The organism is Streptomyces sp. NPDC014891, assembly GCF_043081085.1.
Taxonomy (GTDB): Bacteria; Actinomycetota; Actinomycetes; order Streptomycetales; family Streptomycetaceae; genus Streptomyces.
This window is the reverse complement of the sequence record NZ_JBIBWF010000001.1, coordinates 885,882-910,876: the sequence shown is the minus strand read 5'-3', so window position 1 is coordinate 910,876 and position 24,995 is coordinate 885,882. Positions and strand designations below refer to the sequence as shown.

Below are 24,995 nucleotides of genomic sequence, written 5' to 3'. Positions count from 1 at the left end.
TGCCGGCTACCGCCCGCCCGCCACGAGCAGCGGGGCGCCGCCCGGCGCGGAGGCGGGCCGGCCGTTCGCGGCCGGGACCCCGAGCAGCGGGGAGGGGACGGCCGCCGGCAGCAGACCGCGTGCGGCCAGCTCCGGCCGCACGCCTTCGCCGAACCAGTACGCCTCCTCCAGATGGGGGTAGCCGGACAGGACGAAGTGCTCCACGCCCAGGTCGTGGTACTCCTCGATCCGGTCCGCGACCTCGGCATGGCTGCCGACCAGCGCGGTGCCGGCCCCGCCCCGCACGAGCCCGACCCCCGCCCACAGGTTCGGCGAGATCTCCAGCCGGTCGCGGCCCAGGGAGCCGCCCTCGTGCAGGGCCAGCATCCGCTGCTGGCCGACCGACTCGCTGCGGCTCAGGACCTGCTGCGCGGCGGCGATCGTCTCGGCGTCGAGATCGGAGAGGAGCCGGTCGGCCGTCGCCCAGGCCTCGCGCGACGAGTCGCGGGAGATCGTGTGGAGCCGGATCCCGAAGCGGACCGTGCGGCCGCGCTCCGCCGCGAGCTCCCGGATCCAGTCGATCTTCTCCTTCACCTGCCACGGGGGCTCGCCCCAGGTCAGATACACGTCGGCGTGCTCGGCGGCCACCGGACCCGCGGCGGCAGAGGAGCCGCCGAAGAAGATCTCGGGCAGCGGGTCCGGCGGCAGCGCCGTGAGTCCGCCCTCGATCGTGAAGTGCTCGCCCTCGTAGTCGAACGGCCGGCCGCTCCACGCGCCCCGCACGACCGACAGGAACTCCGCCGTGCGCGCGTACCGCCGGTCGTGGTCCAGGTGGTCGCCGAAGCGGCGCTGCTCGGCCGAGTCCCCGCCGGTCACCACGTTCAGCAGGAGCCTGCCGCGGGTGATCCGCTGGTACGTGGACGCCATCTGGGCCGCGAGGACCGGCGAGATCACCCCCGGCCGGAACGCCACCAGGAACTTGAGCCGCTCGGTGTGCTGGGCGAGCGCCACCGTGGTGAGCCAGGCGTCCTCGCACCACGTGCCGGTCGGGGTCAGCACGGCTTCGAAGCCCAGCTGTTCGGCCGCCTTGGCGATCTGGATCAGGTAGTCGATGTCGGGGGCCCGCACCCCGGACACGGCGCGGTCGCGGGTGATCCCGCCGCCCGTGTAGGCGTGCCGGTCGACGAGGGTCCGGCCGTCTCCGCCGGTGGGCAGGAACCAGTTCAGGTGGACGGTCACGAGGAGGCCTTTCCGTAGCTGCGCGCCGGCGTGGTGGACGGCGGCAGGTTCTTGTTGAAACGGGTGTCGACGTAGTCGGCGAAGCGGAACGTGCGGGGGATGAGGCCGAGTTCGGCGAAGGTGTCGGCGATCTTCTGCTCGGAGGCGACGGCCGCGTCGTCGAGGGCGACCGCGATGCGGGTGCCGTTGCTGCGCTTCACGGCCGCCAGCGCCACCTCGTAGGGCAGTCCGGTCTCTTTCGCCCAGACCTTCGCCCAGGCCTCGGGGTGCTCGAACACCCAGTCCTGGGCGCGCCGCAGGCGCTCGACGAAGTCACCGACGGCCTTCGCCTTCTCGGGGTCGGCGAGCGCCGAGGGGGCGGCTACCTGAAAGCCGAGGCCGTTGGTGAGCCCGCGCCCGTCGGCGAGGACCCGGCCCTTGCCGCTCAGCAGCACCTGCGAGGTGTACGGGTCCCAGGTCGCCCAGGCCTCCACCTTGCCGCTGGTGAACGCGGCCAGGGCGTCGGCCGGTTGGAGCAGCGACACCCGGACGTCGTCCGGCTTCAGGCCCGCCTTGCCGAGCGAGGCGACGAGCTGGAAGTGGGCGGAGCTCCCCTGGGCGACGGCGACCCGCTTGCCCTTCAGCTCCGCCACGGAGCGCACGGGCGAGTCCTTAGGGACGAGGATCGCCTCGCCCGCGGAGTCGCCGTGGGTGGCGGCGACCACCGTGATCTTCGAGTCGGCGCCCGCGGCGAACACCGGTGGTGTGTTGCCGACCGATCCGATGTCGACGGCCTTGGCGTTGACCGCCTCCAGGAGGGGTGGTCCCGAGGTGAACGTCGACCAGGTGATCCGGTACGGGAGGTCGTCGAGTTCGCCGGCGGCCCGCAGCAGGGCCTCGGACCCGCCCTTCTGGTCGCCGACGTTCAGGACGAGGGAGCCCTTGCCGTCGGAGTTCGAGGACGAGCCGGCCGCGGAGGCGCCGGAGCAGGCGGAGGCGAGGAGCGCGAGCGGCACGAGCAGTGCCGCGGTGGACAGGCGGAAGGACTTCACGGGGACTCTCCTGGGTGAGGGACGGAAGGGAAGGGAGTGGTGGACCGGACGGTGCGCGTCCTGCGCGGGCCGCGGGTCAGACCGGCTGGGGGGCCGACCGGGTCTCGTGGACGCCGAGTTCGGCGAGCAGCCGGGTGCGGAGCGCGGCCAGGGCGGGATCGCCGGGGGAGCGGGGGCGGTCCAGGTCCACGGTGGTGTCGTAGGCGATGACCCCGTCCCGCATGACCAGGGCGCGGTCCGCCAGTTGGAGGGCCTCGTCCACGTCGTGGGTGACGAGCAGCACCGTGCAGCCGCGCCGCTGCCACAGCTCGGCGACCAGACGCTGCGCCGTGATGCGGGTCAGGGCGTCGAGGGCGCCGAACGGCTCGTCGAGCAGCAGGAGGTCGGGGTCCCGCACCAGGGCGCGAGCGAGGGAGGCCCGTTGGGCCTCGCCGCCGGAGAGGGTCTTCGGCCAGGCGCCCGAGCGGTGGCCGAGGCCGACCTCGGCGAGCGCCTGCTCCGCCACCGCGCGGCCCGGCTTGCCGGGCAGCCCGAGGAGCACGTTGCGCCAGACCCGCTTCCACGGCATGAGGCGCGGCGCCTGGAAGGCGACGGCGCGGCGGCGCGGGACGAGGACGGTGCCGGAGATCTCCCGGTCGAGCCCGGCCAGCACCCGCAGGAGCGTCGACTTGCCGCAGCCGCTGTGACCGAGGAGGGCGGTGAACTGCCCGGCGCCCAGGGTGAGATCGAGCCCGTCGATGACGGGGCGGCCGTCGAAGGACCGGGTGAGGCCCTGGACGGTCACTGCCCGGTGAAGGTCGGTCGCCATTGCAGCAGCAGCCTTTCGAGAGTACGGACGACGGCGTCGGCGAGCAGGCCGAGGAAGGCGTAGACGACGAGGCAGACGACGATCACGTCGGTCCGGAAGAACTCCCGCGCCTGGTTCATGAGGAAGCCGATGCCGGCGTCGGCGTTGATGGACTCCCCGAAGACCAGCGCGAGCCAGGCCGTCGCGAGGGAGTAGCGCAGGCCCGTCATGGCTCCGGGCAGCGCCCCCGGCAGCACCACGTGCCGGACGAGCCCCCAGCGTCCGAGGCCCAGGGACTGCCCGGCCTCGACGAGTTGGGCGTCGACGCCGCGGATGCCGGCGTACACGTTCAGATAGAGGTGGAAGGCGACGCCGAGCGCGATGAGCGCCACCTTGGGGGCCTCCCCGATGCCCAGCCAGATGATGAGGAGCGGGATCAACCCGACCCAGGGCACGGTCCGGAGCATCTGGACGGGGGCGTCGACGAGGTCCTCGCCGAGCCGGGAGAGCCCGGAGACCAGGGCGAGGGTGATGCCGGCGATCCCGCCGATCAGCAGTCCGGCGGCGACGCGCCGCAGGGAGACGCCCATCGCGGTGGGCAGGGTCCCGTCGCCGATGAGCTCGCCGGCGGCGCGGGCGATGGTGCCCGGCGAGGCGAGCGCCTCGGGCGGCAGCACTCCCGTCGCGCTGAGGGTCTGCCACAGGGCGAGGAGCAGGACGGGGCCCACGGTGCGGCGCAGCCAGCGCGGCACGGCGGGGGCGCGGCCGGGACCGCGCTCGGGGGTGAGCGGCTCCAGATCCGGTATAGGCGATATATCGGGCGGAGTGGAGGGAGGGGCGTGGTCGACCGTCATGGCGGGACTCCGGGGGAGTGGGGCGGGAGAGGACGTGGGGGTACGCCTCGGCGACCGCGGGCGGCGCGGGGCGAGCGCGGGCGCGGATGCTCAGGTGGTCGGCGGGGGTACGGCTACGGCGCGCACGCCCCGGCTCCCCGGCGCCCGGCCGTGCGGGCGTGCGGGGTCAGGGGGGTGACGGTGCGTCGGAGGCGTGGAAGGGCGTCAGCGACCGCGGCGACACGCGGCGGAGGCCACCCGCAGCAGGTCGATGTGACCGCGCGTGGTGAGCAGGGCTGTACGCAACATGGCGCGAAGGTAGCGACGCGCGCGCCCCGGGTCAACGGTGTCTCGGAGCGTGGACGTGCCACGACCGCGGAAGGGAAACAAGACAGCGGCGGCAGCTTGGCCGGAATGCGCCTTGCGCCCTCGACCGGAGGCCCCCTTTTGCCTATCGGTAAGGTTAGGCTAACCTCCTCGACGTGCAAGCAGGTGAAGAGACCGACGCGACTCCCCGTCCCCCCGGTCATGAACTCTCGGCCACGGGCGTCACCGTGGCGTACGAAGGCGTCGACGTCGTCCACGACGCCGCCATGACGCTGCGCCCCGGCGAGGTGACGGTCCTCGTCGGACCGAACGGCAGCGGCAAGTCGACGCTGCTCCGCACCCTCGCGCGCCTACAGCCGGCGCGCTCCGCCGCGCTCCTGCTCGACGGGGCCCTGGACGCCCTCGCGCTGAGCCCCCGTGAGTTCTCGCGGCACGTCGCCCTGCTCACCCAGGGACGCCCCACCCCCAGCGGGCTGACCGTCCGCGACCTGGTCGAGTTCGGCCGCTACCCCTACCGGGGACGCTGGGGCCGGGCCGACCCGGGCGGCACGGCCGCCGTGGACCGCGCGCTCGCCATGACGGGCGTCACCGAACTCGCCGAGCGCGGCGCCGAGCACCTCTCCGGGGGCCAGCTCCAGCGCGTCTGGCTCGCCGGCTGCCTCGCCCAGCAGACGGGCGTGCTGCTCCTCGACGAGCCCACCACCTACCTCGACCTGCGCTACCAGGTCGAACTCCTCGACCTCATGCGCGACCTGGCGGACGACCACGGCATCGCCGTGGGCGCCGTCCTCCACGACCTCGACCAGGCGGCGGCCGTCGCCGACCGGATCGTCCTGCTCGACACGGGACGCGTCGTCGCCGACGGCAGCCCCTCGGACGTCCTCACGCCCGAGCGGCTGACCGACACGTACGGCATCCGCATCGAGGTCGACACCGATCCCCTCACCGGCCGGCTCCGCACCCGTGCGCTGGGCCGGCACCACTCGCGAAGCGAAAGGCTCAGCAGCACCTCATGAGACGCCTCCTCCTCACCACGGCGGTCGCCACCACCGCGGCCCTCACCCTCACCGCCTGCGGCACCACCGAGCCCGCCGCCGACGACGCGAAGAAGACCACCGAGCGCATCACCCTCACCGACGCCACCGGCGCCAAGGTGGAGCTCGACGGTCCCGCCAAGAAGGTCATCGGCACCGAGTGGAACGTCGTCGAGCACCTCATCGAGCTCGGCGTCGACCCGGTGGGCGTCTCCGACGTCAAGGGCTACAAGACCTGGGACACCGCCGTCCCGCTGAAGAACGAGCCCAAGGACATCGGCACCCGCGGCGAGCCGAGCATGGAGACCATCGCGGCCCTCAAGCCCGACCTCATCCTCGCCACCTCCGACCTGCCGCCGGCCGCCGTCAAGCAGCTGCGCAAGATCGCCCCGGTCCTGGAGGTGAAGGCCGCCGACGCCGCCGACCCGATCGGCGCCATGACCAAGAACCTCGACCTGATCGCCAAGGCCACCGGCACCACGGACAAGGCCACCGAGCTCAAGAAGCAGTTCGAGGCGAAGCTGGAGGAGGGCCGCAAGGCCCTCGCCGACGCCAAGCTCGCCGGTGCGAAGTACGCCTTCGCCGACGGGTACGTCGTCTCCAACCAGGTCTCCCTCCGCCCCTACACCAGCGGTTCGCTCATCGGCGCCGTCAACGAGAAGCTCGGCCTGAAGAACGCCTGGACGGTCAAGGGCGACCCGGCCTACGGTCTCGGCGCCACCGACGTCGAGGGCCTCACCAAGATCGGCGACGTGCAGTTCGCCTACATCGGCAACGACGGCGACGCCTCCAGCAACCCGTTCACCGGCGTCCTCGCCAAGGACAAGGTCTGGACCTCGCTGCCGTTCGTCAAGAAGGGCAACGTCCACCGCCTGCCCGACGGCGTCTGGATGTTCGGCGGTCCCGGCTCGATGAACAAGTACGTCGACTCCGTCGTCGCCGCCCTGACGAAGTAGCACCATGGCCGTCACCGCAACCACCCCCGCCACCCGTCCGCCGACGGCCCCGTCCCGGACGGGCGCGGCCCCGGTGACGGCCGCTCTCGTCCTCCTCGTCGCCGTCCTCGCGGTCGTGGACCTCACCCAGGGCACGGCCGCGGTCGGCGCCGCCGAGGTCTGGAAGGCGCTCACCGGCCAGGCCGACGCGACGGACGCGTCCGTCGTCGTCGCCTCCCGGCTGCCCCGGATGGCCGCGGGCCTGCTCGTCGGCGCCGTGCTCGGAATGGCCGGCGCCGCCCTCCAGGCCGTCAGCCGCAACGTCCTCGCCTCACCGGACACCCTCTCGGTCAACGCCGGCTCCTACTTCGTCCTCGGACTCGCCTCGGCCACCGGCGTCTCGCTGCCGCTGCTCGCCTCCTCCGGCCTCGCGTTCGTCGGCGGTCTCGCCGCCGCCGCCGTCGTCCTCGGCCTGTCCGGCCTCGGCACCGGCACCGTCCGGCTCGTCCTCGCCGGCAGCGCCCTCACACTCGGCCTGACCGCCGTCACCGAAGGACTCCTGCTGCTGTTCCCCCAGCAGACCGAGGGCATCTACCACTGGAACCAGGGCAGCATCGCCCAGAGCGGCTTCGACGGCGTCCTCCAGATGCTGCCGATCGCCGTCGCCGGCGTCCTCGGACTCCTGCTCCTCGGCCGCCGGATCGACGCCCTCGCCCTCGGCGACGACGCCGCCCGCGGCGTCGGCGTGCCCGTCCGCGCCACCCGGCTCACCGCCGTGGTGCTCGCCGCGCTCCTCTCCACGACCGCGGTCACCCTCGCCGGACCCATCGGCTTCGTCGGACTGTGCGCGCCCGCGCTCGTCCGGCCGCTGGCCCGGCGCTTCCGAGCCTTCGCGCGGACCCGCGGCGGCCTCCCGGTCGCCGGACTCACCGGCGCCGCCCTGGTCCTGGGATCCGACGTCATCCTGCGGGTCCTGGTGCCCGCGGACGTCGCCGTCGCCGTCCCCACGGGCGTCGTCACCAGCGTCGTCGGCGCGGTCTTCCTCATCGTGATGGCGACCCGCACCCGGGACACGGCCGCGGCCTCCGCGCCCGACCGGCTGCGCCTGCGCAGCCGCACCGCCTTCCTCACCACCACCGCCGTCCTGGTCGTCGTCCTCGTAGGCGTCACCGTCGCGGCCCTGCTCCTCGGCGACGCCAAGCTGCTCTTCGGCGACCTCCTCAACTGGGTGCAGGGACAGGCCGGCCGGACCACCGCCTTCGTCCTCGAGACCCGGGTGCCCCGCGTCCTCGCCGCGCTCCTCGCCGGCGCCGCCCTCGCCCTGGCCGGCACCCTCGTCCAGGCCGTCACCCGCAACCCGCTCGCCGAACCCAGCATCCTGGGCGTCTCCGGCGGAGCCGCGCTCGGCGCGGTCCTGCTCGTCACCACCGTGCCCATGGTCGGCTCCTGGGGCGTGGCGGGAGCCGCCTTCGCCGGGGCCGCCGCCAGCTCCGTCCTCGTCTTCGGGCTCGCCGCCAAGGACGGCTTCCGGCAGAACCGGCTCGTCCTCGTCGGCTTCGGCGTCGCGACCGGCGCCGCGGCCCTGATCAGCCTCCTGATCATCCTCACCGACCCGTTCAACGCGACCAAGGCGCTGACCTGGCTCTCGGGCTCCACGTACGGGCGGACGACGCCCGACATCGTCCCCCTCGCCGCCGTCCTGGCCGTGGGCGTCGTCGTCGCGGCCGCCCGCCGCACCGAGCTCGACCTGGTGTCCCTCGACGACGACACCCCGCGGCTCCTCGGCCTGAACCTGGGCCGCGGCCGCCTCGGCTTCCTGGTCCTCTCCGTCCTGCTCACCGCCACCGCCGTCGCCGCCGCCGGAACGATCGGCTTCGTGGGCCTCGTCGCACCCCACGCGGCCCGCGCCCTGGTCGGCCGCCCGCACGCGCGCGTGGTCCCGGTCTCCGTCCTCCTCGGCGCGGTCCTCGTCTGCGCCGCCGACCTGGTGGGCCGCACGGTGATCGCCCCCGCCCAGCTCGGCGCGGGCCTGATGACGGCGGTCATCGGCACGCCGTACTTCCTCTACCTGCTGGTACGGAGCCGGCGCGGCTAGGCCGCGTCATGCCGATCGGGTCGGGCTCACGGGGAGCGCCGCGCCGCCGGACCGGAGGGCGGACGACCTAAGCTGCCCTCCGGCACAGGCCTCGACCCAGGAGTACGCACCATGACCGACCGCGACCGGCAGCACCCGTACCCCGACGCCCTCCGGCCGGACGCGGCGCCGGCCCCGCACGAGCTCCTCGTCCCGGTCGCCGGGCTCCTCGGCACCTGGACCGGCACCGGGACGGGCGGGTACCCGACGCTCGACGAGGACTTCGCGTACGCGCAGCAGGTCACCTTCAGCCACGACGGCCGCCCCTTCCTCCACTACGAGGCGCGCGCCTGGCTGATCGACGCGGACGGCGCCCCGGTTCGCCCCGCGGCCCGGGAGAGCGGCTGGTGGCGCCTCAAGCCCGAGGGCGTCATCGAGGCCCTCATCACCCAGCCCACCGGCATCGCCGAGATCCTGGTCGGCCGCGTCGAGGACGGCGCGATCGACCTCACCACCCACACCGTGGCCCTCGCCCCCACCGCCAAGAACGTCGAGGCCACCCGCCGCCGCTACACCCCGGCGGACGAGGACACCCTGGACTTCGTCCACGACCTGGCCGCGGTGGGACACCGGCTCCAGCACCACCTGTCGGCCCGGCTGCGACGCGAGGACGGGAAGTAGACCCATGCAGAGCCCGAACGACCACGACCCGTACCTGTGGCTGGAGGACGTCTCCGGAGAGGCGGCGCTCGCCTGGGTGGCCGAACGGAACGCCGAGACCGCCGAGGCGGTCTCCGCCGACCCCGGGTTCGCGGGGCTGAAGGCACGCCTGCGCGACGTCCTCGACGCCTCCGACCGGATCCCGTACACCGTGCGGCGCGGCGAGCACCTCTACAACTTCTGGCGCGACGCCGACCACCCGCGCGGAGTCTGGCGGCGGACCACCCTGGAGCGGTACCGCGCGGACGACCCCGAGTGGGAGGTGCTCCTCGACGTCGACGCGCTGGCCGCCGCCGAGGACGAGAAGTGGGTCTGGGACGGCGCCCGGGTCCGCAGGCCGGCCTGCGACCGGGCCCTGGTGCGGCTCTCGAGGGACGGCGGGGACGCCGTCGTCGTGCGCGAGTTCGACCTCGCCGCGAAGGAGTTCACCGCGGACGGCTTCACGCTGCCCGAGGCCAAGACGCGGATCGGCTGGGCCGGAGACGACGCCGTCCTCGTCGGTACGGACCTGGGCCCGGGATCGCTCACCGACTCCGGCTACCCGCGCACCGTCCGCCGCTGGCGCCGCGGCACACCCGTCGAGGACGCGCCCCTCGTCTACGAGGCCGACCCGGCGGACGTGGCCGCCTGGGGCTACCGGGACACGACGCCCGGCTTCGAGCGGGAGTTCGTCGGCCGCTCCCTGGACTTCTACCGCAGCGAGACGTACCTCCTGCGGCCCGACGGCACCCTCGCCCGGATCGACGTGCCCGAGGACGCGAGCGCCTACGCCCACCGCGAGCACCTGATCGTCACCCTCAAGTCCCCGTGGCTCGGGCAGCCGACCGGCTCGCTGCTCGCCTTCGGCTTCGACGCCTTCCTGGCCGGCGACCGCACCCCCGAGGTGCTGTTCACGCCGGACGCCCGGACCGCCCTCGCCGGGCACACCTGGACGCGCCACCACCTCCTCCTGGAGACGATGCGGGACGTCAGCACCCGCATCGAGGTGCTCACCCCCGGAGAGGCCGGCTGGACCCGCGAGCCGCTCGTCGGGGTGCCGCCGCTCTCCGCCGTGAGCATCGTCGACACCGACCCGGACGTCTCCGACGAGTACTTCCTCGACGTGTCCGGCTTCCTCCAGCCCTCCAGCCTCCACCACGGCCGGATCGGCGGCGGCTCCGAGGTCCTCAAGCAGGCCCCGCACCGCTTCGACACCACCGGCCTCACCGTCGACCAGCACTTCGCGACCTCCCGGGACGGCACGCGCGTCCCGTACTTCGTCGTCGGCCCCGACCGCACCGCGGAGCCCGGCCCCGGGCCCACCCTGCTCTACGGCTACGGCGGCTTCGAGGTCTCCCTCACCCCCTTCTACGGCGGGGTGATCGGCCGGGCCTGGCTGGAACGCGGCGGCACCCACGTCATCGCCAACATCCGCGGCGGCGGCGAGTACGGACCCGACTGGCACCAGGCCGCCCTCGGCGCCGAACGCCCGCGCGCCTTCGAGGACTTCGCCGCCGTCGCCGAGGACCTGGTCGCCCGCGGCATCACCACCCCGGCCATGCTGGGCGCCAAGGGAGGCAGCAACGGCGGCCTCCTCATGGGCGCCATGCTGACCCGCCGTCCCGAGCTCTTCGGCGCGATCGTCGCCCAGGTCCCGCTCCTCGACATGACCCGCTTCCACAAGCTCCTCGCGGGCGCCTCCTGGATCGCCGAGTACGGCGACCCGGACGACGAGGCCGACCTCCCCCACCTGCTCGAACTCTCCCCGTACCACCGGATCGCGGCGGACCGGGACTACCCTCCGGTCCTGCTGATGACCTCGACCCGCGACGACCGCGTCCACCCCGGGCACGCCCGGAAGACCGCGGCCCGGCTGCGGGAGCTCGGCCACCGGGTCCTCTTCCACGAGAACACCGGCGGGGGACACGCGGGCGCCGGGGACAACGAACAGGCCGCCCACAACAGCGCGCTCGTGCACACCTACCTGTGGCAGCGGCTCGCGGCGGGCACGACGGCGCCCGCCATCCCCGGACCGCTCACAGCCACCCCGACCGCTGCGCCTGCAGCGCCATCTGGAACCGGCTCGTAGCGCCGAGCCTGGCCATCAGGACCTGCACGCGACGGAAGAGCGTACGACGGCTGACGCCGATCTCCCGGGCGATCACCTCGTCGCCCGCGCCCGCCGCGAGCAGCCGGAGCAGCCGCCGGTCGGCGGGCAGCAGCCCCGCCGGCCGGGCCGAACGCCCGTGGAACGGCAGCGCGTTCTGCCACGCCTGCTCGAACAGCGCGACCAGCGCGGACAGCAGGCCGCAGGGCTGGACCACCAGCATCGTGTTGTACACGTCCGTCTCCCTGATCGACAGGGCGACCAGGGCGTAGGCGTCGTCGATGATCACGAGCTTGACCGGCACCGACGGAAGGACCCGGGCCTGCTCGCCGGCCTCGACGCACGGCTCGATCGAGTGCTCCAGCCGCCCGGGGTGCTCCAGGGACTCCCGCGAGTACACGACCCGCTGGGTCACCCCCCGCGCGAGGGTGGCCAGCGCGTCCTCCGTGGCCCCGACGAGGGGGAAGTACGGCGGCGAGTCGAACTGCCGGATCTGCTCCCGGGCGCTCGCCCACGCCTGCCGCATCCGCAGCCCGATGGCGTCCCCGGTCACGACCTCCACCAGGGGGTCGTGGTACCCGGCGAGCCGCTGCCGCCGGAACGACTCGAACGCGCCCCCGACGGTGATCCGGGACGCGTCCAGCTCGGCCGCCCGCCGCCGCCCGAGGATCTCGAGCCCCGCGGCCGGCGGCACCGGGGCCACCACGTCGGACCCCTCCTCGGCGGCACTGGCGAGACCGCAGTCGACCAGCTCGCGGTACGCCTCGGCCAGCGCCCGCTCCCCGAGCCCGGCCGCATCCCCCACCGCACGCAACGGCGCGGGCCCGCACTCCAGGAGCACCCGGTACACCAGGGAGGCCTCCTCCCCGATCCCCAGCAGCCGCAGCGCCTCACCGAGTCTCTCGTTCGCCATGCCCCGATTATCGACTGCGCCGATCCGGGGCCGGCACCCGCGCCGTGCCCCCGGATGGCCGATTCGTGCCAGTGGCGGTTCTCGGCAACCGGGGCCCCCGGCGGGGAGTACCTTCCGGGGGTCGCCGGACCGCGGCGGTCGAGGAATCCCATCCGGAAGAAGGTGCAGGACGTGGCGAAGGGTCGCAAGAACGGCCTCTACGAAGGCGTCTCCGAGGAGCTCTCCACCCTGATGAGGTCGGGCTGGGCGGACACCGAGCGGCGCGGGCTCGTGCCCGACGAGCAGGCGCCGTACGCGGCCCGCCGGCGCGCGGCGCTCTCCGCGCGCTTCCCCGGCGAGCGGCTCGTCATCCCCTCCGGCAACCTCAAGACCCGCTCCAACGACGACACGTACCCCTTCCGCCCGTACACCGGGTACGTGCACCTGACCGGTGACCAGGCACGCGACGGCGCCCTCGTGCTCGAACCGCGCGCGGACGGCGGCCACGACGCCTACTGCTACCAGCTGCCGCGCGACGGCCGCGACGACGACGAGTTCTGGATCGGCTACACGGCCGAGCTCTGGATGGGCCGCCGCCGCTCGCTCGCGGAGGCCGGGACGGTCCTCGGGCTGCCCTGCCGCGACGTCCGCAAGGCCGCCGAGGACCTGGCCGCCGCCACCGGCGTCCCCACCCGGATCGTCCGCGGCGTCGACCCGGCGCTGGAGGCGGCGGTCACCACGGACGAGGACCGGGACGACGAGCTGGAGGAGGCGCTGTCCGAGCTCCGGCTCGTCAAGGACGCATGGGAGGTCGGCGAGATGCGCAAGGCGGTCGACTCCACCGTGCGCGGGTTCACCGACTGCGTCGGCGAGCTGTCGCGGGCCGTCGCCTCGTCCGAGCGGTGGATCGAGGGCACCTTCTTCCGCCGGGCGCGGCTGGAGGGCAACGCCGTCGGCTACGGCTCCATCTGCGCCGCCGGGGAGCACGCCACGATCATGCACTGGACGGAGAACGACGGCCCGGTCCGGCCCGGCGAACTGCTGCTGCTCGACGCGGGCGTGGAGACCCGCTCCCTCTACACCGCCGACGTGACCCGCACCCTCCCGATCAGCGGCACGTTCACCCCGGTCCAGCGCCGGGTGTACGACGCCGTGTACGAGGCGCAGGAGGCCGGGATGGCCGCGGTCAGGCCGGGGGCGCCGTACCGCGACTTCCACGAGGCCGCCCAGCGCAGTCTGGCGGCGCGGCTCGTGGAGTGGGGCTTCATCGAGGGCCCCGCCGACCGTGCGTACGCGCTGGGCCTCCAGCGCCGCTTCACCATGGCCGGCACCGGGCACATGCTCGGCCTGGACGTCCACGACTGCGCGCAGGCCCGCACGGGGGAGTACGTCGACGCCGTCCTCGTGCCGGGGATGGTGCTCACCGTGGAGCCGGGGCTGTACTTCCAGCCCGACGACCTGACCGTGCCGGAGGAGTGGCGGGGCATCGGCGTCCGGATCGAGGACGACCTGCTCGTCACCGAGGAGGGCCACGAGAACCTGTCGGCGGGCCTTCCGCGCTCCTCGGCCGAGGTCGAGTCGTGGATGGCGCGTTTCGCCGGCTGACCCGGTCCGGGGAGCGGACCGCGGCCCCGGCGGTCAGGGAGAGGCCGTCGAGGTCGCGATCGGCCTGCGGATCTCGGCGCGTATCCTCCGGGTCTCCTCCGCCGCCGCTTCGAGGGGGGCGCTCGGGGTGAACCGGATCGCGACGGTCGAGTTGGGGTCGCCCCAGCCGCACACGGTCTTCGCGTCCACCGTCGTGCAGCGGATGTCGACGTCCGAGCCGGGCGGCCTGATCGTCCGGGGCGGATCGCCGACGGTCTCGCTGCCCGTGACGGTCATCGCGTCCATCAGGCCGTCCCGGTGCTCCTCCGGATCCTTGTACCGTCCGGACGATCCGTACACCTCCACCGTGCGGAACGCGACCCCCTTCTCGGTGCCGGTGCTCGTGACGGTGTAGTCGGCGGAATAGTGCGTCGCCCCCTTCTGGCCCATGTCGTCCGGCAGCGGGTCCGGGGGAAGCCGGGACTCGACGTCGCGCCCGTAGGCGCCGTCGACCATCGATTCGGGCAGCACGAGCTCGTGCGTGGCCGGGGGGAAGGAGCTGTCGTCGTACGCGTAGACGGCGTACCCCGCGCCGCCGAGCACGAGCAGTGCTCCGGCGGCGGCCGCGACGACCCGACCGACGGGCCGCTTGTCCGGAGGAGACCCGGGGACCTCCACCGCTGCTCCCGGGCGGGCCGGGACGGTCGCCGCGCCGGCGAGGCCCCCGGCCGCGACCGGTGCCGCGGCCGACACGGCGGTCGGCGCCGGCGAGGGCGCCGGCGGGGGTGTCGCCGGGGAGACCTCGGTCGCCGGGTGGGCGGCCGCGTCCGGCGCCGGCCCCGCGGTGCTCATCGGGGCGAGGAGGTCCAGCAGTGCCCGGGGAGTGGGCCTTCGCTCCGGGTCCTTGGCCAGGCATGCGGCCGCCACCGGGCGGATGCCCGGCGGCAGCGCCGACAGGTCCGCCGGCTCGTGCACGGCCCGGTACATCAGCATCATGGGGGTGCCCTCCCCGAACGGCTGTCCTCCGGCCGCCGCCACCAGCACCCCGCCCAGCGCGAACACGTCGGCCGCGCCGCCCACTTCGAGCCCCTGGGCCTGCTCGGGAGCAAGGAAGCCGGGGGTGCCGAAGGCTGCCCCGGTGGAGGTCAGCCGGGTCGCCTCCAGTGCCCGGGCGATGCCGAAGTCGAGCACCCGTGGACCGTCTTCGGCCATGATGATGTTGCCGGGCTTGAGGTCGCGATGGATCAGGCCGCACCCGTGGATGGCCTGCAGCGCCTCGGCCAGCGCCGCGCCGAGCAGCCGCAGTCGGGCCTCGTCCATCGGGCCCCGCTCGGCGATCTGCCGGGCGAGCGTCGGCCCCGCGATGTACGCGGTCGCGAGCCAGGGAGCGGTCGCGTCCGGGTCGGCGTCGACCACCTGGGCCGTGTGGAACCCGCCGACCCTGCGGGCGGCGTCGACCTCCGCGCGGAACCGGGCACGGAAGTGCGGATCGGCGGCCAGCTCGGGGCGCGCCACCTTGACCGCCACGGTGCGCCCGCCCCGCGACCGTGCCAGGTACACCGTTCCCATGCCGCCGGAACCCAGTTCGCGCTCCACGGCGTAGTCGCCGATGCGCTCCGGCAGGTCGACGCCGTCCACTCGCCACCCCCTGTGCGGCACGCCCCCGTGGGAATGCCGCGGGCCAGTATGGCCGACCCGCCGCCCGTCGTCACTCGCGGACGATCACGTTTCGGGCGTACGCGGTGGGGCTTCGTACGCGGCGCAGAGGCGGGGGCCTCGGGCCCCTGGACGTCTTCCGGACGATGAGGTTAGCTGCATCTGCACCTAATCAAAAAGTTGCATAGGAGTTGTCATGCATCCCTTCCGCGTCGCCGTCGAGAACCGTGACCACGCCGCCATCGAGGCCCTCCTCGCCGAGGACGTCGTCTTCACCAGCCCGGTGGCCTTCCGTCCGTACCCCGGCAAGGCCATCACCGCGGCGATCCTGCGCGGGGTCATGCGGGTCTTCACCGACTTCGCCTACGTGCGCGAGATCGCCGGCGAGGACGGCCGGGACCACGCCCTGGTCTTCACCGCGAAGGTCGGCGACATGGAGATCAACGGCTGCGACTTCCTCCACTTCGACGAGGACGGGAGGATCGACGACTTCACCGTCATGGTCAGGCCGCTCTCCGCCGCGCAGGCGCTCTCGGCCGCCATGGGCGCCCAGTTCGACCGCATCAAGGCGGAAGCGCTCGCCGAGGCGGGTGCCGACGGGGGCGGGCACTGAGCGGCCGGACCGTGTCCGGGGGCGCCGCCCCCGCACCCCCGGGTGCGCAGACGTACGCACACCGGTCGCCCGTACGAGGGGAAGGGGCGCCCGCATTCACCGATTCAGGTGACAGCGGCCGAGGCGAAACGTCCCTTCCCGGAGAGCGGCGGCCAGGCTCGAAGCGACACACGGAGCCACCCTGTGGAGCACCCGATGCAGCTGATTCCCCGTCATGACCCCTGTCTGGCCGTCCGTTCCATCGGCGGCGTCACCGTCGCCGCCCTCCGGGGCGAACTCGACCTGGTGCTCGTCCGCCATCTGCGGCCCGATCTCGACGCCCTGGTGCGGGAGTCCGACGCCCTGACCGTCGACATCCGGCGCCTCGCCTTCTGCGACGCCACCGGCCTCGGCCTGCTCGCCCAGTGCGCCGCGGGCACCCGCCGGCGCGGAGCGCGCTGGCGGCTGCTCTGCGACCAGCCGCGGATCCTCCGGCTCATCCGCCTGACCGCGCTCGGCGAGGTCCTGTGCCCGGAGAGCGATCCGGTCGGGGTGCTCCCGTTCGCGTGGGAGGAGGGACCGGTGGCCGCGCTGCCGGCGGTCGGCGCCCTCCGCTGGGACCCGGCCGGCCCCCGCCCGTACCGCCCCGGCGCGCGCCGCCCCCTCCCGTAGTCCGCGCGATACCGTCGACGCATGTCTGAAGTCCGCCTGACCACGCCCTCCTTCCTCGTCCTCGGGATCATCGACAAACTGGGCGAGGCCAGCCCGTACGACGTGAAGGTGGAGGCCGCGCGGACCGTGGCGCCGTTCTGGTCGATGCCGCACGCGCAGGTCTACGCCCAGTGCGACCGGCTCCTGGAGGCGGGGCTCCTCTCGGAGGCCAGGCAGCCCGGCGGGCGGAACCGGCGGCTGATGCGGCTCACCGACGAGGGGGCGGCGGCGCTCCGGGGCTGGCTGGCCGACCCCGCCTTCGTGCCGGTCGAGGCCCGCGAGCGCGGCATCCTCAAGCTCTGGTTCGGGGCGAGCCCCGCCGTCCACGCCCCCGTCCAGATCGAGGAGCACCGGCGGACCCTGGACGCGTACGAGGCCCTCGCCGGCGAGGTGGGCGAGCTGCTGACGCGCGGGCAGCGCGAGGCCCTGGAGTTCGGCATCCGGTACGAGCGGATGATGGTCGACTTCTGGGGCTGGGTCGAGGACCGCGAGACCTGATCCCCGTTTCCGCGCCGGGCAGTCGTTACCGACCGGTTGACCCCGGCGGCGCCCCGCCCTACCTTCCTCCATAGTCCAGAAGTGACTATCGCGGCCGGGTGGCACGCGAGGCTGCGGAAGGGGGATGCGCCGTGGGACGTCCGAGGAGCGACACGGGGACCAGGTGGGGGCGGGCGTCCGCGCTCGCCGTGACGGCGGTCTGCCTCGTGTACGCGCCGATCGCCATGACCGAGCTCTGGCCGTACGCCACCCCCGGGGCACCCGCCCTCGGCGAGTGGCTCCTCGGCCGCACGGTCTCCGCGGAGTTCGTGGCCGACGCCGTCCGCGACCGGATGGGGCCGTACACCCGCAGTCTGGTCCCGCTGATCGTCCACTCCGTCCTGGGCGGCCTGCTGATGCTCCTCGGCCCGGTGCAGCTCCTGTCGGCGGTGCGCCGCCGGATCCGTCTGCACCGGGTCCTCGGAACCGTCTTCGCCGTCACCGTGTACGTGTCGATGGGCGGCGCCGCGCTCTACCTCCTGCGCACCCCGCCGGAGGAGGCCTTCAGCGGCGCCTCGTTCTGGATCGTCCTCGCGACGATCCTGGTCGGCACCGTCGGCAGCGTGACCTTCGGGGTCCTCGCCGCCCTGCGCGGCCTCCCGGACCTGCACCAGCGCTGGCTGCTGCTCTGCTACGGCTTCCTGATGACCGCTCCGCTGCTGCGCCTGGAGTGGGGAGCGCTGCCCGCCCTGTACCCCGGACTGCCCCTCCAGGACGTCAACCGCGTCGCGATCATGCACCTCGGTGCCCTCGTCGCCTTCGGCGCGCTGCTGGCGTCGCGTGCCCTCGACCGGCGCACGGACGTCCCCGGCCTGACCGGCACCTGGGCTCCCGGCCCGGTCCTCGCCGCCGCCCACGTCCTCGGCGCCGCGGGCCTGGGATGGATCGCCCACGCGCTGCTCGGCCAGGGGACGCAGGGGCGGCGGATGCTCGTGGCCTACCTCGTCCCGTACGTCCTGATCTACGCCGTCGTCGCGGTCCGGGCGGCACGGGCCCGCGCCCGCGGAGCGGCCTGGGCGCGCGAGGAGTGGCGGCTGCACCTGGCGGCCCAGTGCCTGGCGCCCGCCTTCTCGGCGCTGACCGTGCCGGTCCTGGAGCGGACGATGGGCCTCGACCGGCTCACGTCCCTGATCGCGGGCGTCGGCATCGGCGCCGGGATGCTGTCGTACGCGGCGGTCACGGTGGTGAGCCTGCGGGTGCTGCACGGGCGCGAGGTCCTCAGGCGGCGGGGCGGGTCCGCCGGCCGTCCGGCCGACGCGACGACCGGAGCCCCGGACGACGAGGGCGGCGACGGGACGGCCGTCGGTGCGCGCGCCGGTGCCGGGACTCCCGCCGGTGTCCGCGCCGGCGGGAAGGAGAGCGCCGCATGACCGCGAGGAGGGAGCTGTCGCCCGGGATCGTCGTCCTCGGCGCCGTCGTCGGCGGCGTCAGCCTCGCCACCGGGGCGCTGCTGGCCGTGACCAGCCTGTTCGGCTACGCGGCGGGCGCCTGGGTCTCCCCGGATGCGCTGAGCCCCGGACTCGTCGGGGCGGCGATGGCCGGGGTGGCGCCCGCGCTCCTCAACCTCGGGCGGACCCGCGCCTGGGAGGAGGCACGGAGCCTGGTGCTGCCGACGGTGATCGTGCTGGTCGGCCTGTTCGCCGTGAGTGTGGTGAACGGCCGCTCGCTCCGGGCCGTCGAGGGCGGTCCGCTGTTCGTCGCCCTGTTCAGCCTCGGCTGGGTCGCCGTGCTCGGACTGCTCGCCCTGGGGGCGGTGGGCTGCCTCCTCGCGCAGTACCGGCGGCCGCCGACGTCCTCGGTCGGCCCGACGGCCGGATCCACGGGCGCGCCGGAGCCGACCGGAGTTCCGCTGCCCGGCTGGTCGAAGCCGCCGCTCGCCGTCGTCGGCTCGGGATGGCTCGGCATCGGCGCGGGGCTGCTGGTCCTCCCCGGCTTCTGGGGCGCGCTCGTGCCGTGGACGGTGAACCGGGCGGACGCGCAGGGCCTCGGCGTGTGGGCGCTCGCCCTGGGCGTCGGCGTCCTCGCCGCGCTCGCCGAGGACGATCTGACCCGTATCCGCCCCGCGCTGCGGGCCGTGCCGCTGATCGCGCTCGCCGCGGCCGTCGTCCTCGCGGTCCACTTCCGCTCGGTCGACTGGACCTCGGGTCCGGGCGCCTCCCTCGTCGCCCTCGTCACCGGGCTGCTCACGACCGGCCTCTCGGGTCACTGGCTGCTCGCCCGCGCCGGCCGCCGGGCGGGTGCCGCGCCGTCCGGCACCGGGTCCGAAGCGCCTGCGGCGACCCCGGAGGGCACGGCCTAGGGGGCGCCTTGCCGGCCAGGCCGGATCAGGAACGCGCCCCCCGGGAACGCGCGCTGCCCGAGGGCGGTACGGTCCGAAATCACCTGGCAGCAGGGGCCGGTGGGCGGGATCATGGCCGGATGAGCCAGTACGCCGAGACCGCACCGCCCCCCGGGGAGACCCCGGACCTCCCGCCCGTGGACGCCCTGATCGTGGTGGACGTGCAGGCGGCCTTCGTCACCGGTGACGGGGCGGTGCCCGCGGCCGCGCGGCTCGTCGACCGCACGGCCGACCTCCTCGCGCGCGCCCGCCGGGACGGGGCGCTGGTCGTGCACCTGCAGAACGACGGCGAGCCCGGCGCGGAGGACGAACTCCACACGCCGGGCTGGGAGCTGCACCACCCCGTGGAGCCCGGGCCGAGGGAGCTCGTCATCCGCAAGCCGCACGACGACGGCTTCGAGGAGACCGCGCTGGGCACCGTGCTCGCCGACGCCGGGGTGCGGGCGATCGCCGTCTGCGGCGTGATGTCCGAGATGTGCGTGTACGCCACGGCGCGCACGGCTCTGGCGCGCGACTACCGGGTCGTCGTCCCGCACGACGCCCACGCCACCCAGGACGTGCCGGCGGCGCCCGGCATCAGCGAGGCGGTCCCCGCGGCGACGGTGTCCCGGGTCGCGGCCTACGCCCTGGGCAGCGACGCGGAGACCACCGTGCGGGCCTCCGACGTCACGTTCGCGGCCCCCGTCCCCGCCCCGCCCGTCGGCTGAGACCGGTGGGGGAGCGGGGACGGCAGGGGGCCCGGTGCCGGCCGCCGTATCGCCGCCGGCCGGTGCGCGGTCAGCCGCGGAAACCCTCGGGGCGCTCGGGCGAGGCCTCCGCCAGTGCCTTCACCACGCCGTCCACACCTTCCCGCAGGCCGTAGACGGGGGTGTCGGGCTGCTGGCGCCAGGAGTCGTCGATCCCGCCCGCGTCGACCGAGTCGAAGCCGAGCTCGTCGACGAGGAGCCGCACCTTCTCCTTCGCCGCCGCGTCGTCGCCCGCCACCGGCAGGGCGAGGCGCTCCGGGTCACCCGCCGGGCGCGGCCGGTCCAGGATGTCCTGCGCGTAGGTGCCGTTGAACGCCTTGACGACCGGATGGCCGATCCGCTGCTCGGTCCAGCGGCTCTCCGTCAGGCCCCCGTCCTCGATCGCGGCGATCCGGCCGTCCCGCTCGCGCGGGTAGTAGTTGCCGGTGTCGATGACCGCGAACCCCTCCGCCGCGCCGTCGAGGAACCCGGCCGGGAGGTCGGGGACGTTCTTCAGCGGGACCGTCACGACGACGATCTCGGCGCCTCGCGCGGCCTCCGAGGCGGTGACGGCGCGGGCGCCGGTCTCCTCGACCAGTGCGGCGAGGGTCTCCGGGCCGCGCGAGTTGGCCACGGACACGTCGTGGCCCAGGGTCGTGAGGCGGCGGGTCAGATTGCCGCCGATGTTGCCGGCGCCGATGATGCCGATCTTCATGGTGCTTCCTTCTGTCCGTTCCGGTCTTCCGTCCCGGCTGCCCGCTCCGGTCCTCTGGTGCAGCCACCGCGACCCGGCGTCTGTTCCCGGCGTCGCGGGCCCGTTTCCCGTGCCGTCGGGACCGGACCGTCTCAGAACGTGACATAGGTAAATTGCACAATCCTGCAATTCGATACATCCTGGTCGGGCCGCGCCCGTGGTTGCCCGCCGGACCGCGGCGACCGCCCGCGCACCCCGCGCCCCCGGAGGACACCGTGCCGGTTCCGCTGCACCAGGCCAAGGCCGGGCTCTTCCGCATGCTGGGCCATCCCGTGCGCGTCCGGGTCCTCGAACTGCTGCAGGGCGGACCCCTGCCCGTCCGGGACCTCCTCACCCGGATCGACGTCGAGCCGGCCGCGCTCTCGCAGCAGCTCGCCGTGCTCCGCCGCTCCGGCATCGTGACCGCCACCCGCGAGGGCTCCACCGTCGTGTACGCCCTCGCCGCCGGCGACGTGGCCCCGCTCATGCGGGCCGCCCGGCGGATCCTCGCCGGGATCGCCTCCGCCCCGCCGCCCCAGCGGCCCACCCGTGCCTCCGCAGCGACCGCCGTACGAGAAGGATGACGACGCACATGACCATCGAATGGCGTTACACCGTCCAGCAGGACCTGGGCGTGCTGTCCCTGGCCGGCTTCCTGGGAGCCGACGCCGTGAGCCGGTTCAGCGGGGCCGTGGGCTGGGCGGTCGCCCGCGGCACGGGACCGGTCGTCCTCGACCTGACCCGGCTGCGGGGCTGGTCGGCCGGCGGCCAGGTCGCCGTCGCGCAGGCCGCGCTCCGGCTGCGGGCGGCGGGCCGCGCCCTCGAACTGGCCGCGATACCCGCCGACGGATCCCTGGTCCCGGCGGGCGAGGGACCCCCCGTCCCGATCCACCGCGACCTGGCCGCGGCGCTCGCCGCGCACCGCGACGCGGGCGCCGAGCAGCGGGCCTGGCGCAGCGACGCCTGGCCGACCGCCTGATCCGCACCGCCGACGCCGCGCGCACCGTCCGATTCCGGTCAGGCGGGCATCCGGACGCCGGACGGACCCGGCAGGTTCCGGCCATGATCCGGTCCGGCGCCGTCCCTGGTGGGTTTCCGCCGCGGCAGGGGCGAGGATGGGGCCATGCTGCAGAGTGCCGGGTCGACGTGCGGGGTGGGTGCGATGAGTGTGTCGCTCTACCGATTGAAGGCCGAGTTCTTCAAGACTCTCGGACACCCCGTCCGCATCCGCGTCCTGGAGCTGCTGAGCGAACGCGAGCACGGCGTCGCCGAGATGCTCCGTGACACCGGCGTCGAACCGGCCTATCTCTCCCAGCAGTTGGCCGTACTCCGCCGGGCCGACCTGGTCGTCGCCCGGCGCGAGGGAACCGCCGTGTACTACGCGCTGACGAGCCCTCAGGTGTCCGAACTGCTGCGGACCGCACGGCTGATCCTCTCCGGCGTCCTCGCCGGCCGGGCGGAGCACCTCGACGGCCTGCGGGCCCCGGCGCCCCGGGAGGAGAACCCCTGACGGATCCCGCCCGGCACGCGTACGCGCGGTCCGCGGTGCTCCCGGCCCGCCTCCGGATCAAGCCCCCCGCTTGTCGGCGGGTGGCGGCGTGCGTCACGCTGAGCAGCATGTACGCAGTGGTGCAGAACGTCGCGATCGACTGTACGGATGCCTATGGCCTGGCTCGGTTCTGGAGCGGGGTGACGGGCGGTCCGCTGGACCCGGAGAGCGGACCGGGCTCCCCGGAGACCCAGGTGGAGCTCCCCGACGGGCCGGTCCTCTACTTCCAGCAGGTGCCGGAGGCGAAGACGGTCAAGAACCGTCTCCACCTGTGCCTGCGCCCGACGACCTCGCGCGACGAGGAGGTCGAGCGGCTGCTGGCGCTGGGCGCCACCCTCGCCGCCGACCACCGCGACGCCGACGGCACGGGCTGGGCCGTCCTCGCCGACCCCGAGGGCAACGAGTTCTGCGTCCTCCGCAGCACGTCCGACCGCGCGGCCACCCCCGCCTGAACGGGGACCGCCCGGCCGCGCACCGCCGCCCGGGCCGGGACCGTACGTCCTCCCGCGCGGCGGGGCGGGTTCTCGGCGCGGGCGTCGTCGCGAAGCCGGCGGCGTCCGCGCGGGTCAGTTCTCGCGGGGGTAGGTCGCCGTCACCCGGCCCTTCGCGTCGGCCGTCAGATAGGCGGAGCCGTACCCGTCGGACAGGTAGACGCTCATGCCCGGCTTGGTCCCGAAGACGGACGAGGCGGGGTTGAGCAGGAAGTACCGGCTGGTGGGCTCGTCGATCCCCAGCTCCTTGTCCGCCCGCTTCATCAGGGCCGGCAGGACGTCCCAGTCGAAGTCGTTCAGGTCGACCGGGACCGAGCCGGGGAAGGCCGTGCCCGAGCCCTGGCGGACGGCGGCGTCCTCGCCCCGGTACATGTACCGGTCGTACCGCTTGGTACTGCCCTTGACCACCGACTCGGCGATCGCGTAGTCGGGGTACACGACGAAGCTGGTGACCATGGTCCCGCCGGACGCCTCCTTGATCGCGGCGATGGCGGCCCGGATCCCGGCGGGCGTCAGGAGGTCCTTCTTCACCGGCCCGGAGTCCTCCGACGGCTCCGTCGACGGGGTCGTCCCCGCGGTCGGCGTCGCGGACGCGCCGGGCCCCTGGGCGACCGGGCTCCGGTGCGACGGGGACGTGCCGGTCGGCCCGCTCCCCGGGTCGTCCGGCCGCCAGTCCCACGACAGGGCGGCGACCGGTATCCCCACGGCGAGCACCACGGCCGCGGCCGCCCCCACGACCTTGCCGGTACGCCGGCGCGGGCCGCCGCCGGCCGAGGCGGCGGAGGGCGCCGTCGCGGGGGAGCCCGCGGAGGACGCGAACCCGGCCGGAGGGACGGTCGGCGGAGGCCCGAAGGAGCCCGGGACGCCCTGGGACGGCGACGGGGAGAAGCCCGGAGCCCCGCCCGCGGCCGCCGGAGGGGCCAGATGGAACGAGGTCGTCCCGCCCGCGCCGTACGGCGGCCCCCCGGTCCCCGCGGGGCCGCCGTAGGGTGCCGCGCCGGCGCCGTCCACGGGGGCCGGCGGCCTGTCCCGCACCGACTCCGCATCCCTCGGCGCGACTCCGCCCGCCGCCGGGTCCTGCGCCGCGACCGCCGCGAGCACGCGGTCGAGCTCCGCCGCGTCCGGCCGCGCGTCCGGCTCCCGGACCAGCAGCCGGGCCAGGACGTCCGTGAGCGCGCCGGCCCGCCGCGGCGGCGGCACGTCGTCGGAGAGGACCGCCGCCAGCGTGGCGAGGGTGTTCTCCCGGCGCAGCGGGTGGTGGCCCTCGACCGCCACGTACAGCACCATGCCGAGCGACCACAGGTCGGAGGCCGGACCGGTGCCGCCGCCCCCGCGGATCCGCTCGGGCGACATGTAGTCGGGCGAGCCGATGATCGAGCCCGAGGCGGTCAGGACGGTGTTCTCCTGGATCGCGGCGATCCCGAAGTCGGTGAGCACCGGCCGCCCGTCGGGGCGCAGCAGGACGTTGGGCGGCTTGACGTCGCGGTGCTCGATGCCCCGCTCGTGGGCGGCCCGCAGGGCGGAGAGCAGCTCGCGGCCCAGCACGGCCGCCTCGACCGGGGTCAGCGGGCCGCGGTCGAGCCGGTCCTGGAGCGATCCGCCGGTGACCAGCTCCATCACGAGCCAGGGGTAGGTGCCCTCGCCCGCGTCGACGATGTGGTGGATGGTCACCACGTTCGGGTGGTCGATCCGGGCGAGGGCGCGCGCCTCGCGCAGGACGCGCTCCCGGAGGGTCCGGGCGCCCTCGACGTCGTGCGCCGCGAGCGCGGGGTCCGGCGGCCGCACCTCCTTGACCGCCACGTCACGGTGGAGCGCCAGGTCGCGGGCGCGCCAGACCGTCCCCATCCCACCCCCGCCCAGCCGCTCCACCAGCTCGAAACGACCGTCGATCACTCTGTTCACTCGTACCCCTGTCCCCCGGGCGGCGGGCCGAGGCCCGGTCCCGCCCACTTCGCCGTACTCGTCGACCCGGTGGCGCCCGGGCGGCCCGCAGGACCCCGGTCCGTGGTGCCGTCCCGGCCCCGGGCCGTCCGTGCCACCGCCCGCGGCGCCGGCCACCGCCTCCGCCCCCGGCCGGCACCGGCGGCGGACCCGGCCTCCGTGTCGGCGACGACCGTACCGCCCCGCGCGCGATCCCCGGGC

At 74.6% G+C, this 24,995-nt stretch carries 25 protein-coding genes; 16 read left to right on the top strand and 9 right to left on the bottom strand.

Annotated elements, in window-relative coordinates; translation table 11 throughout:
* Positions 1 to 6: 6 nt before the first annotated feature.
* The 5 genes from ACF09E_RS03750 to ACF09E_RS03730 form a co-directional block, all read right to left on the bottom strand.
* Positions 7 to 1,218: an LLM class flavin-dependent oxidoreductase gene (locus ACF09E_RS03750; RefSeq protein ID WP_392203677.1), complete on the bottom strand. Its 1,212-nt coding sequence runs from the start codon at positions 1,216 to 1,218 to the stop codon at positions 7 to 9.
* On the bottom strand, positions 1,215 to 2,249 hold the full coding sequence (locus ACF09E_RS03745) for an ABC transporter substrate-binding protein (protein WP_392203676.1): 1,035 nt from the start codon (positions 2,247 to 2,249) through the stop codon (positions 1,215 to 1,217). The genes ACF09E_RS03750 and ACF09E_RS03745 overlap by 4 nt, the downstream gene beginning before the upstream one ends.
* Positions 2,250 to 2,325: 76 nt before the next feature.
* The gene (locus ACF09E_RS03740; protein ID WP_392203675.1) at positions 2,326 to 3,057 is read right to left on the bottom strand and encodes an ABC transporter ATP-binding protein; all 732 of its coding nucleotides are present in this window, start codon (positions 3,055 to 3,057) and stop codon (positions 2,326 to 2,328) included.
* Complete coding sequence (locus ACF09E_RS03735; protein WP_392203674.1) at positions 3,030 to 3,890, bottom strand: ABC transporter permease; 861 nt, start codon at positions 3,888 to 3,890, stop codon at positions 3,030 to 3,032. The genes ACF09E_RS03740 and ACF09E_RS03735 overlap by 28 nt, the downstream gene beginning before the upstream one ends.
* A gap of 204 nt (positions 3,891 to 4,094) precedes the next feature.
* Complete coding sequence (locus ACF09E_RS03730; RefSeq protein ID WP_352027631.1) at positions 4,095 to 4,178, bottom strand: putative leader peptide; 84 nt, start codon at positions 4,176 to 4,178, stop codon at positions 4,095 to 4,097.
* A gap of 173 nt (positions 4,179 to 4,351) precedes the next feature.
* Here ACF09E_RS03730 and ACF09E_RS03725 point away from each other — a divergent pair, with 173 nt between their 5' ends.
* From ACF09E_RS03725 to ACF09E_RS03705, 5 genes are all read left to right on the top strand, one after another.
* Entirely contained in the window at positions 4,352 to 5,212 is an 861-nt protein-coding gene (locus ACF09E_RS03725; protein ID WP_392203673.1) for an ABC transporter ATP-binding protein, read from the top strand.
* The gene (locus ACF09E_RS03720; protein WP_392203672.1) at positions 5,209 to 6,186 is read left to right on the top strand and encodes an iron-siderophore ABC transporter substrate-binding protein; all 978 of its coding nucleotides are present in this window, start codon (positions 5,209 to 5,211) and stop codon (positions 6,184 to 6,186) included. Before ACF09E_RS03725 ends, ACF09E_RS03720 begins: the two co-directional genes overlap by 4 nt.
* A gap of 4 nt (positions 6,187 to 6,190) precedes the next feature.
* Positions 6,191 to 8,260 (top strand): iron ABC transporter permease, encoded by a 2,070-nt coding sequence (locus ACF09E_RS03715; protein WP_392203671.1) that lies wholly within the window; start codon positions 6,191 to 6,193, stop codon positions 8,258 to 8,260.
* Between the two features lie 111 nt (positions 8,261 to 8,371).
* On the top strand, positions 8,372 to 8,920 hold the full coding sequence (locus ACF09E_RS03710; RefSeq protein ID WP_392203670.1) for an FABP family protein: 549 nt from the start codon (positions 8,372 to 8,374) through the stop codon (positions 8,918 to 8,920).
* Positions 8,921 to 8,924: 4 nt separating this feature from the next.
* Positions 8,925 to 11,027 (top strand): prolyl oligopeptidase family protein, encoded by a 2,103-nt coding sequence (locus tag ACF09E_RS03705; protein WP_392203669.1) that lies wholly within the window; start codon positions 8,925 to 8,927, stop codon positions 11,025 to 11,027.
* Here ACF09E_RS03705 and ACF09E_RS03700 read toward each other — a convergent pair.
* Complete coding sequence (locus tag ACF09E_RS03700) at positions 10,975 to 11,958, bottom strand: LuxR family transcriptional regulator (protein ID WP_392203668.1); 984 nt, start codon at positions 11,956 to 11,958, stop codon at positions 10,975 to 10,977. The genes ACF09E_RS03705 and ACF09E_RS03700 overlap by 53 nt on opposite strands.
* 171 nt (positions 11,959 to 12,129) lie before the next feature.
* Between ACF09E_RS03700 and ACF09E_RS03695 the strand changes: the two genes are divergently transcribed.
* Positions 12,130 to 13,542, top strand: coding sequence for an aminopeptidase P family protein (locus tag ACF09E_RS03695; protein ID WP_392203667.1), 1,413 nt, complete (start codon positions 12,130 to 12,132; stop codon positions 13,540 to 13,542).
* 33 nt (positions 13,543 to 13,575) lie between these two features.
* On the opposite strand, the gene ACF09E_RS03690 is transcribed toward ACF09E_RS03695, so the two are convergent.
* On the bottom strand, positions 13,576 to 15,159 hold the full coding sequence (locus ACF09E_RS03690) for a serine/threonine-protein kinase (RefSeq protein WP_392203666.1): 1,584 nt from the start codon (positions 15,157 to 15,159) through the stop codon (positions 13,576 to 13,578).
* Positions 15,160 to 15,373: 214 nt separating this feature from the next.
* On the opposite strand from ACF09E_RS03690, the gene ACF09E_RS03685 reads away from it, so the two are divergent.
* From ACF09E_RS03685 to ACF09E_RS03660, 6 genes are all read left to right on the top strand, one after another.
* Positions 15,374 to 15,790: a nuclear transport factor 2 family protein gene (locus ACF09E_RS03685; protein WP_392203665.1), complete on the top strand. Its 417-nt coding sequence runs from the start codon at positions 15,374 to 15,376 to the stop codon at positions 15,788 to 15,790.
* A gap of 195 nt (positions 15,791 to 15,985) precedes the next feature.
* A complete protein-coding gene (locus ACF09E_RS03680) occupies positions 15,986 to 16,441 on the top strand; it encodes an STAS domain-containing protein (protein ID WP_392203664.1) in 456 nt (151 codons plus the stop codon).
* 21 nt (positions 16,442 to 16,462) lie between these two features.
* Positions 16,463 to 16,978, top strand: a complete 516-nt coding sequence (locus ACF09E_RS03675) for a PadR family transcriptional regulator (protein WP_392203663.1) — start codon at positions 16,463 to 16,465, stop codon at positions 16,976 to 16,978.
* A 131-nt stretch (positions 16,979 to 17,109) separates the two neighbouring features.
* On the top strand, positions 17,110 to 18,387 hold the full coding sequence (locus ACF09E_RS03670; protein WP_392203662.1) for a DUF2306 domain-containing protein: 1,278 nt from the start codon (positions 17,110 to 17,112) through the stop codon (positions 18,385 to 18,387).
* The gene (locus tag ACF09E_RS03665) at positions 18,384 to 19,316 is read left to right on the top strand and encodes a hypothetical protein (RefSeq protein WP_392203661.1); all 933 of its coding nucleotides are present in this window, start codon (positions 18,384 to 18,386) and stop codon (positions 19,314 to 19,316) included. Before ACF09E_RS03670 ends, ACF09E_RS03665 begins: the two co-directional genes overlap by 4 nt.
* A 119-nt stretch (positions 19,317 to 19,435) precedes the next feature.
* Positions 19,436 to 20,062: an isochorismatase family protein gene (locus ACF09E_RS03660; protein ID WP_392203660.1), complete on the top strand. Its 627-nt coding sequence runs from the start codon at positions 19,436 to 19,438 to the stop codon at positions 20,060 to 20,062.
* Positions 20,063 to 20,132: 70 nt separating this feature from the next.
* On the opposite strand, the gene ACF09E_RS03655 is transcribed toward ACF09E_RS03660, so the two are convergent.
* Positions 20,133 to 20,963 (bottom strand): NADPH-dependent F420 reductase, encoded by an 831-nt coding sequence (locus ACF09E_RS03655; RefSeq protein WP_392203659.1) that lies wholly within the window; start codon positions 20,961 to 20,963, stop codon positions 20,133 to 20,135.
* Between the two features lie 86 nt (positions 20,964 to 21,049).
* On the opposite strand from ACF09E_RS03655, the gene ACF09E_RS03650 reads away from it, so the two are divergent.
* The 4 genes from ACF09E_RS03650 (at position 21,050) to ACF09E_RS03635 (ending at position 22,814) form a co-directional block, all read left to right on the top strand.
* A complete protein-coding gene (locus ACF09E_RS03650) occupies positions 21,050 to 21,397 on the top strand; it encodes an ArsR/SmtB family transcription factor (protein WP_392203658.1) in 348 nt (115 codons plus the stop codon).
* A gap of 8 nt (positions 21,398 to 21,405) precedes the next feature.
* A complete protein-coding gene (locus ACF09E_RS03645) occupies positions 21,406 to 21,792 on the top strand; it encodes an anti-sigma factor antagonist (RefSeq protein ID WP_361860665.1) in 387 nt (128 codons plus the stop codon).
* A gap of 183 nt (positions 21,793 to 21,975) precedes the next feature.
* Positions 21,976 to 22,323 carry an ArsR/SmtB family transcription factor gene (locus ACF09E_RS03640; protein WP_392203867.1) on the top strand — a complete coding sequence of 116 codons (348 nt, stop codon included), beginning with the start codon at positions 21,976 to 21,978 and terminating at the stop codon, positions 22,321 to 22,323.
* A gap of 107 nt (positions 22,324 to 22,430) precedes the next feature.
* Positions 22,431 to 22,814 carry a VOC family protein gene (locus tag ACF09E_RS03635; RefSeq protein WP_392203657.1) on the top strand — a complete coding sequence of 128 codons (384 nt, stop codon included), beginning with the start codon at positions 22,431 to 22,433 and terminating at the stop codon, positions 22,812 to 22,814.
* Between the two features lie 114 nt (positions 22,815 to 22,928).
* On the opposite strand, the gene ACF09E_RS03630 is transcribed toward ACF09E_RS03635, so the two are convergent.
* A complete protein-coding gene (locus ACF09E_RS03630; RefSeq protein ID WP_392203866.1) occupies positions 22,929 to 24,698 on the bottom strand; it encodes a serine/threonine-protein kinase in 1,770 nt (589 codons plus the stop codon).
* Positions 24,699 to 24,995 lie beyond the last annotated feature (297 nt).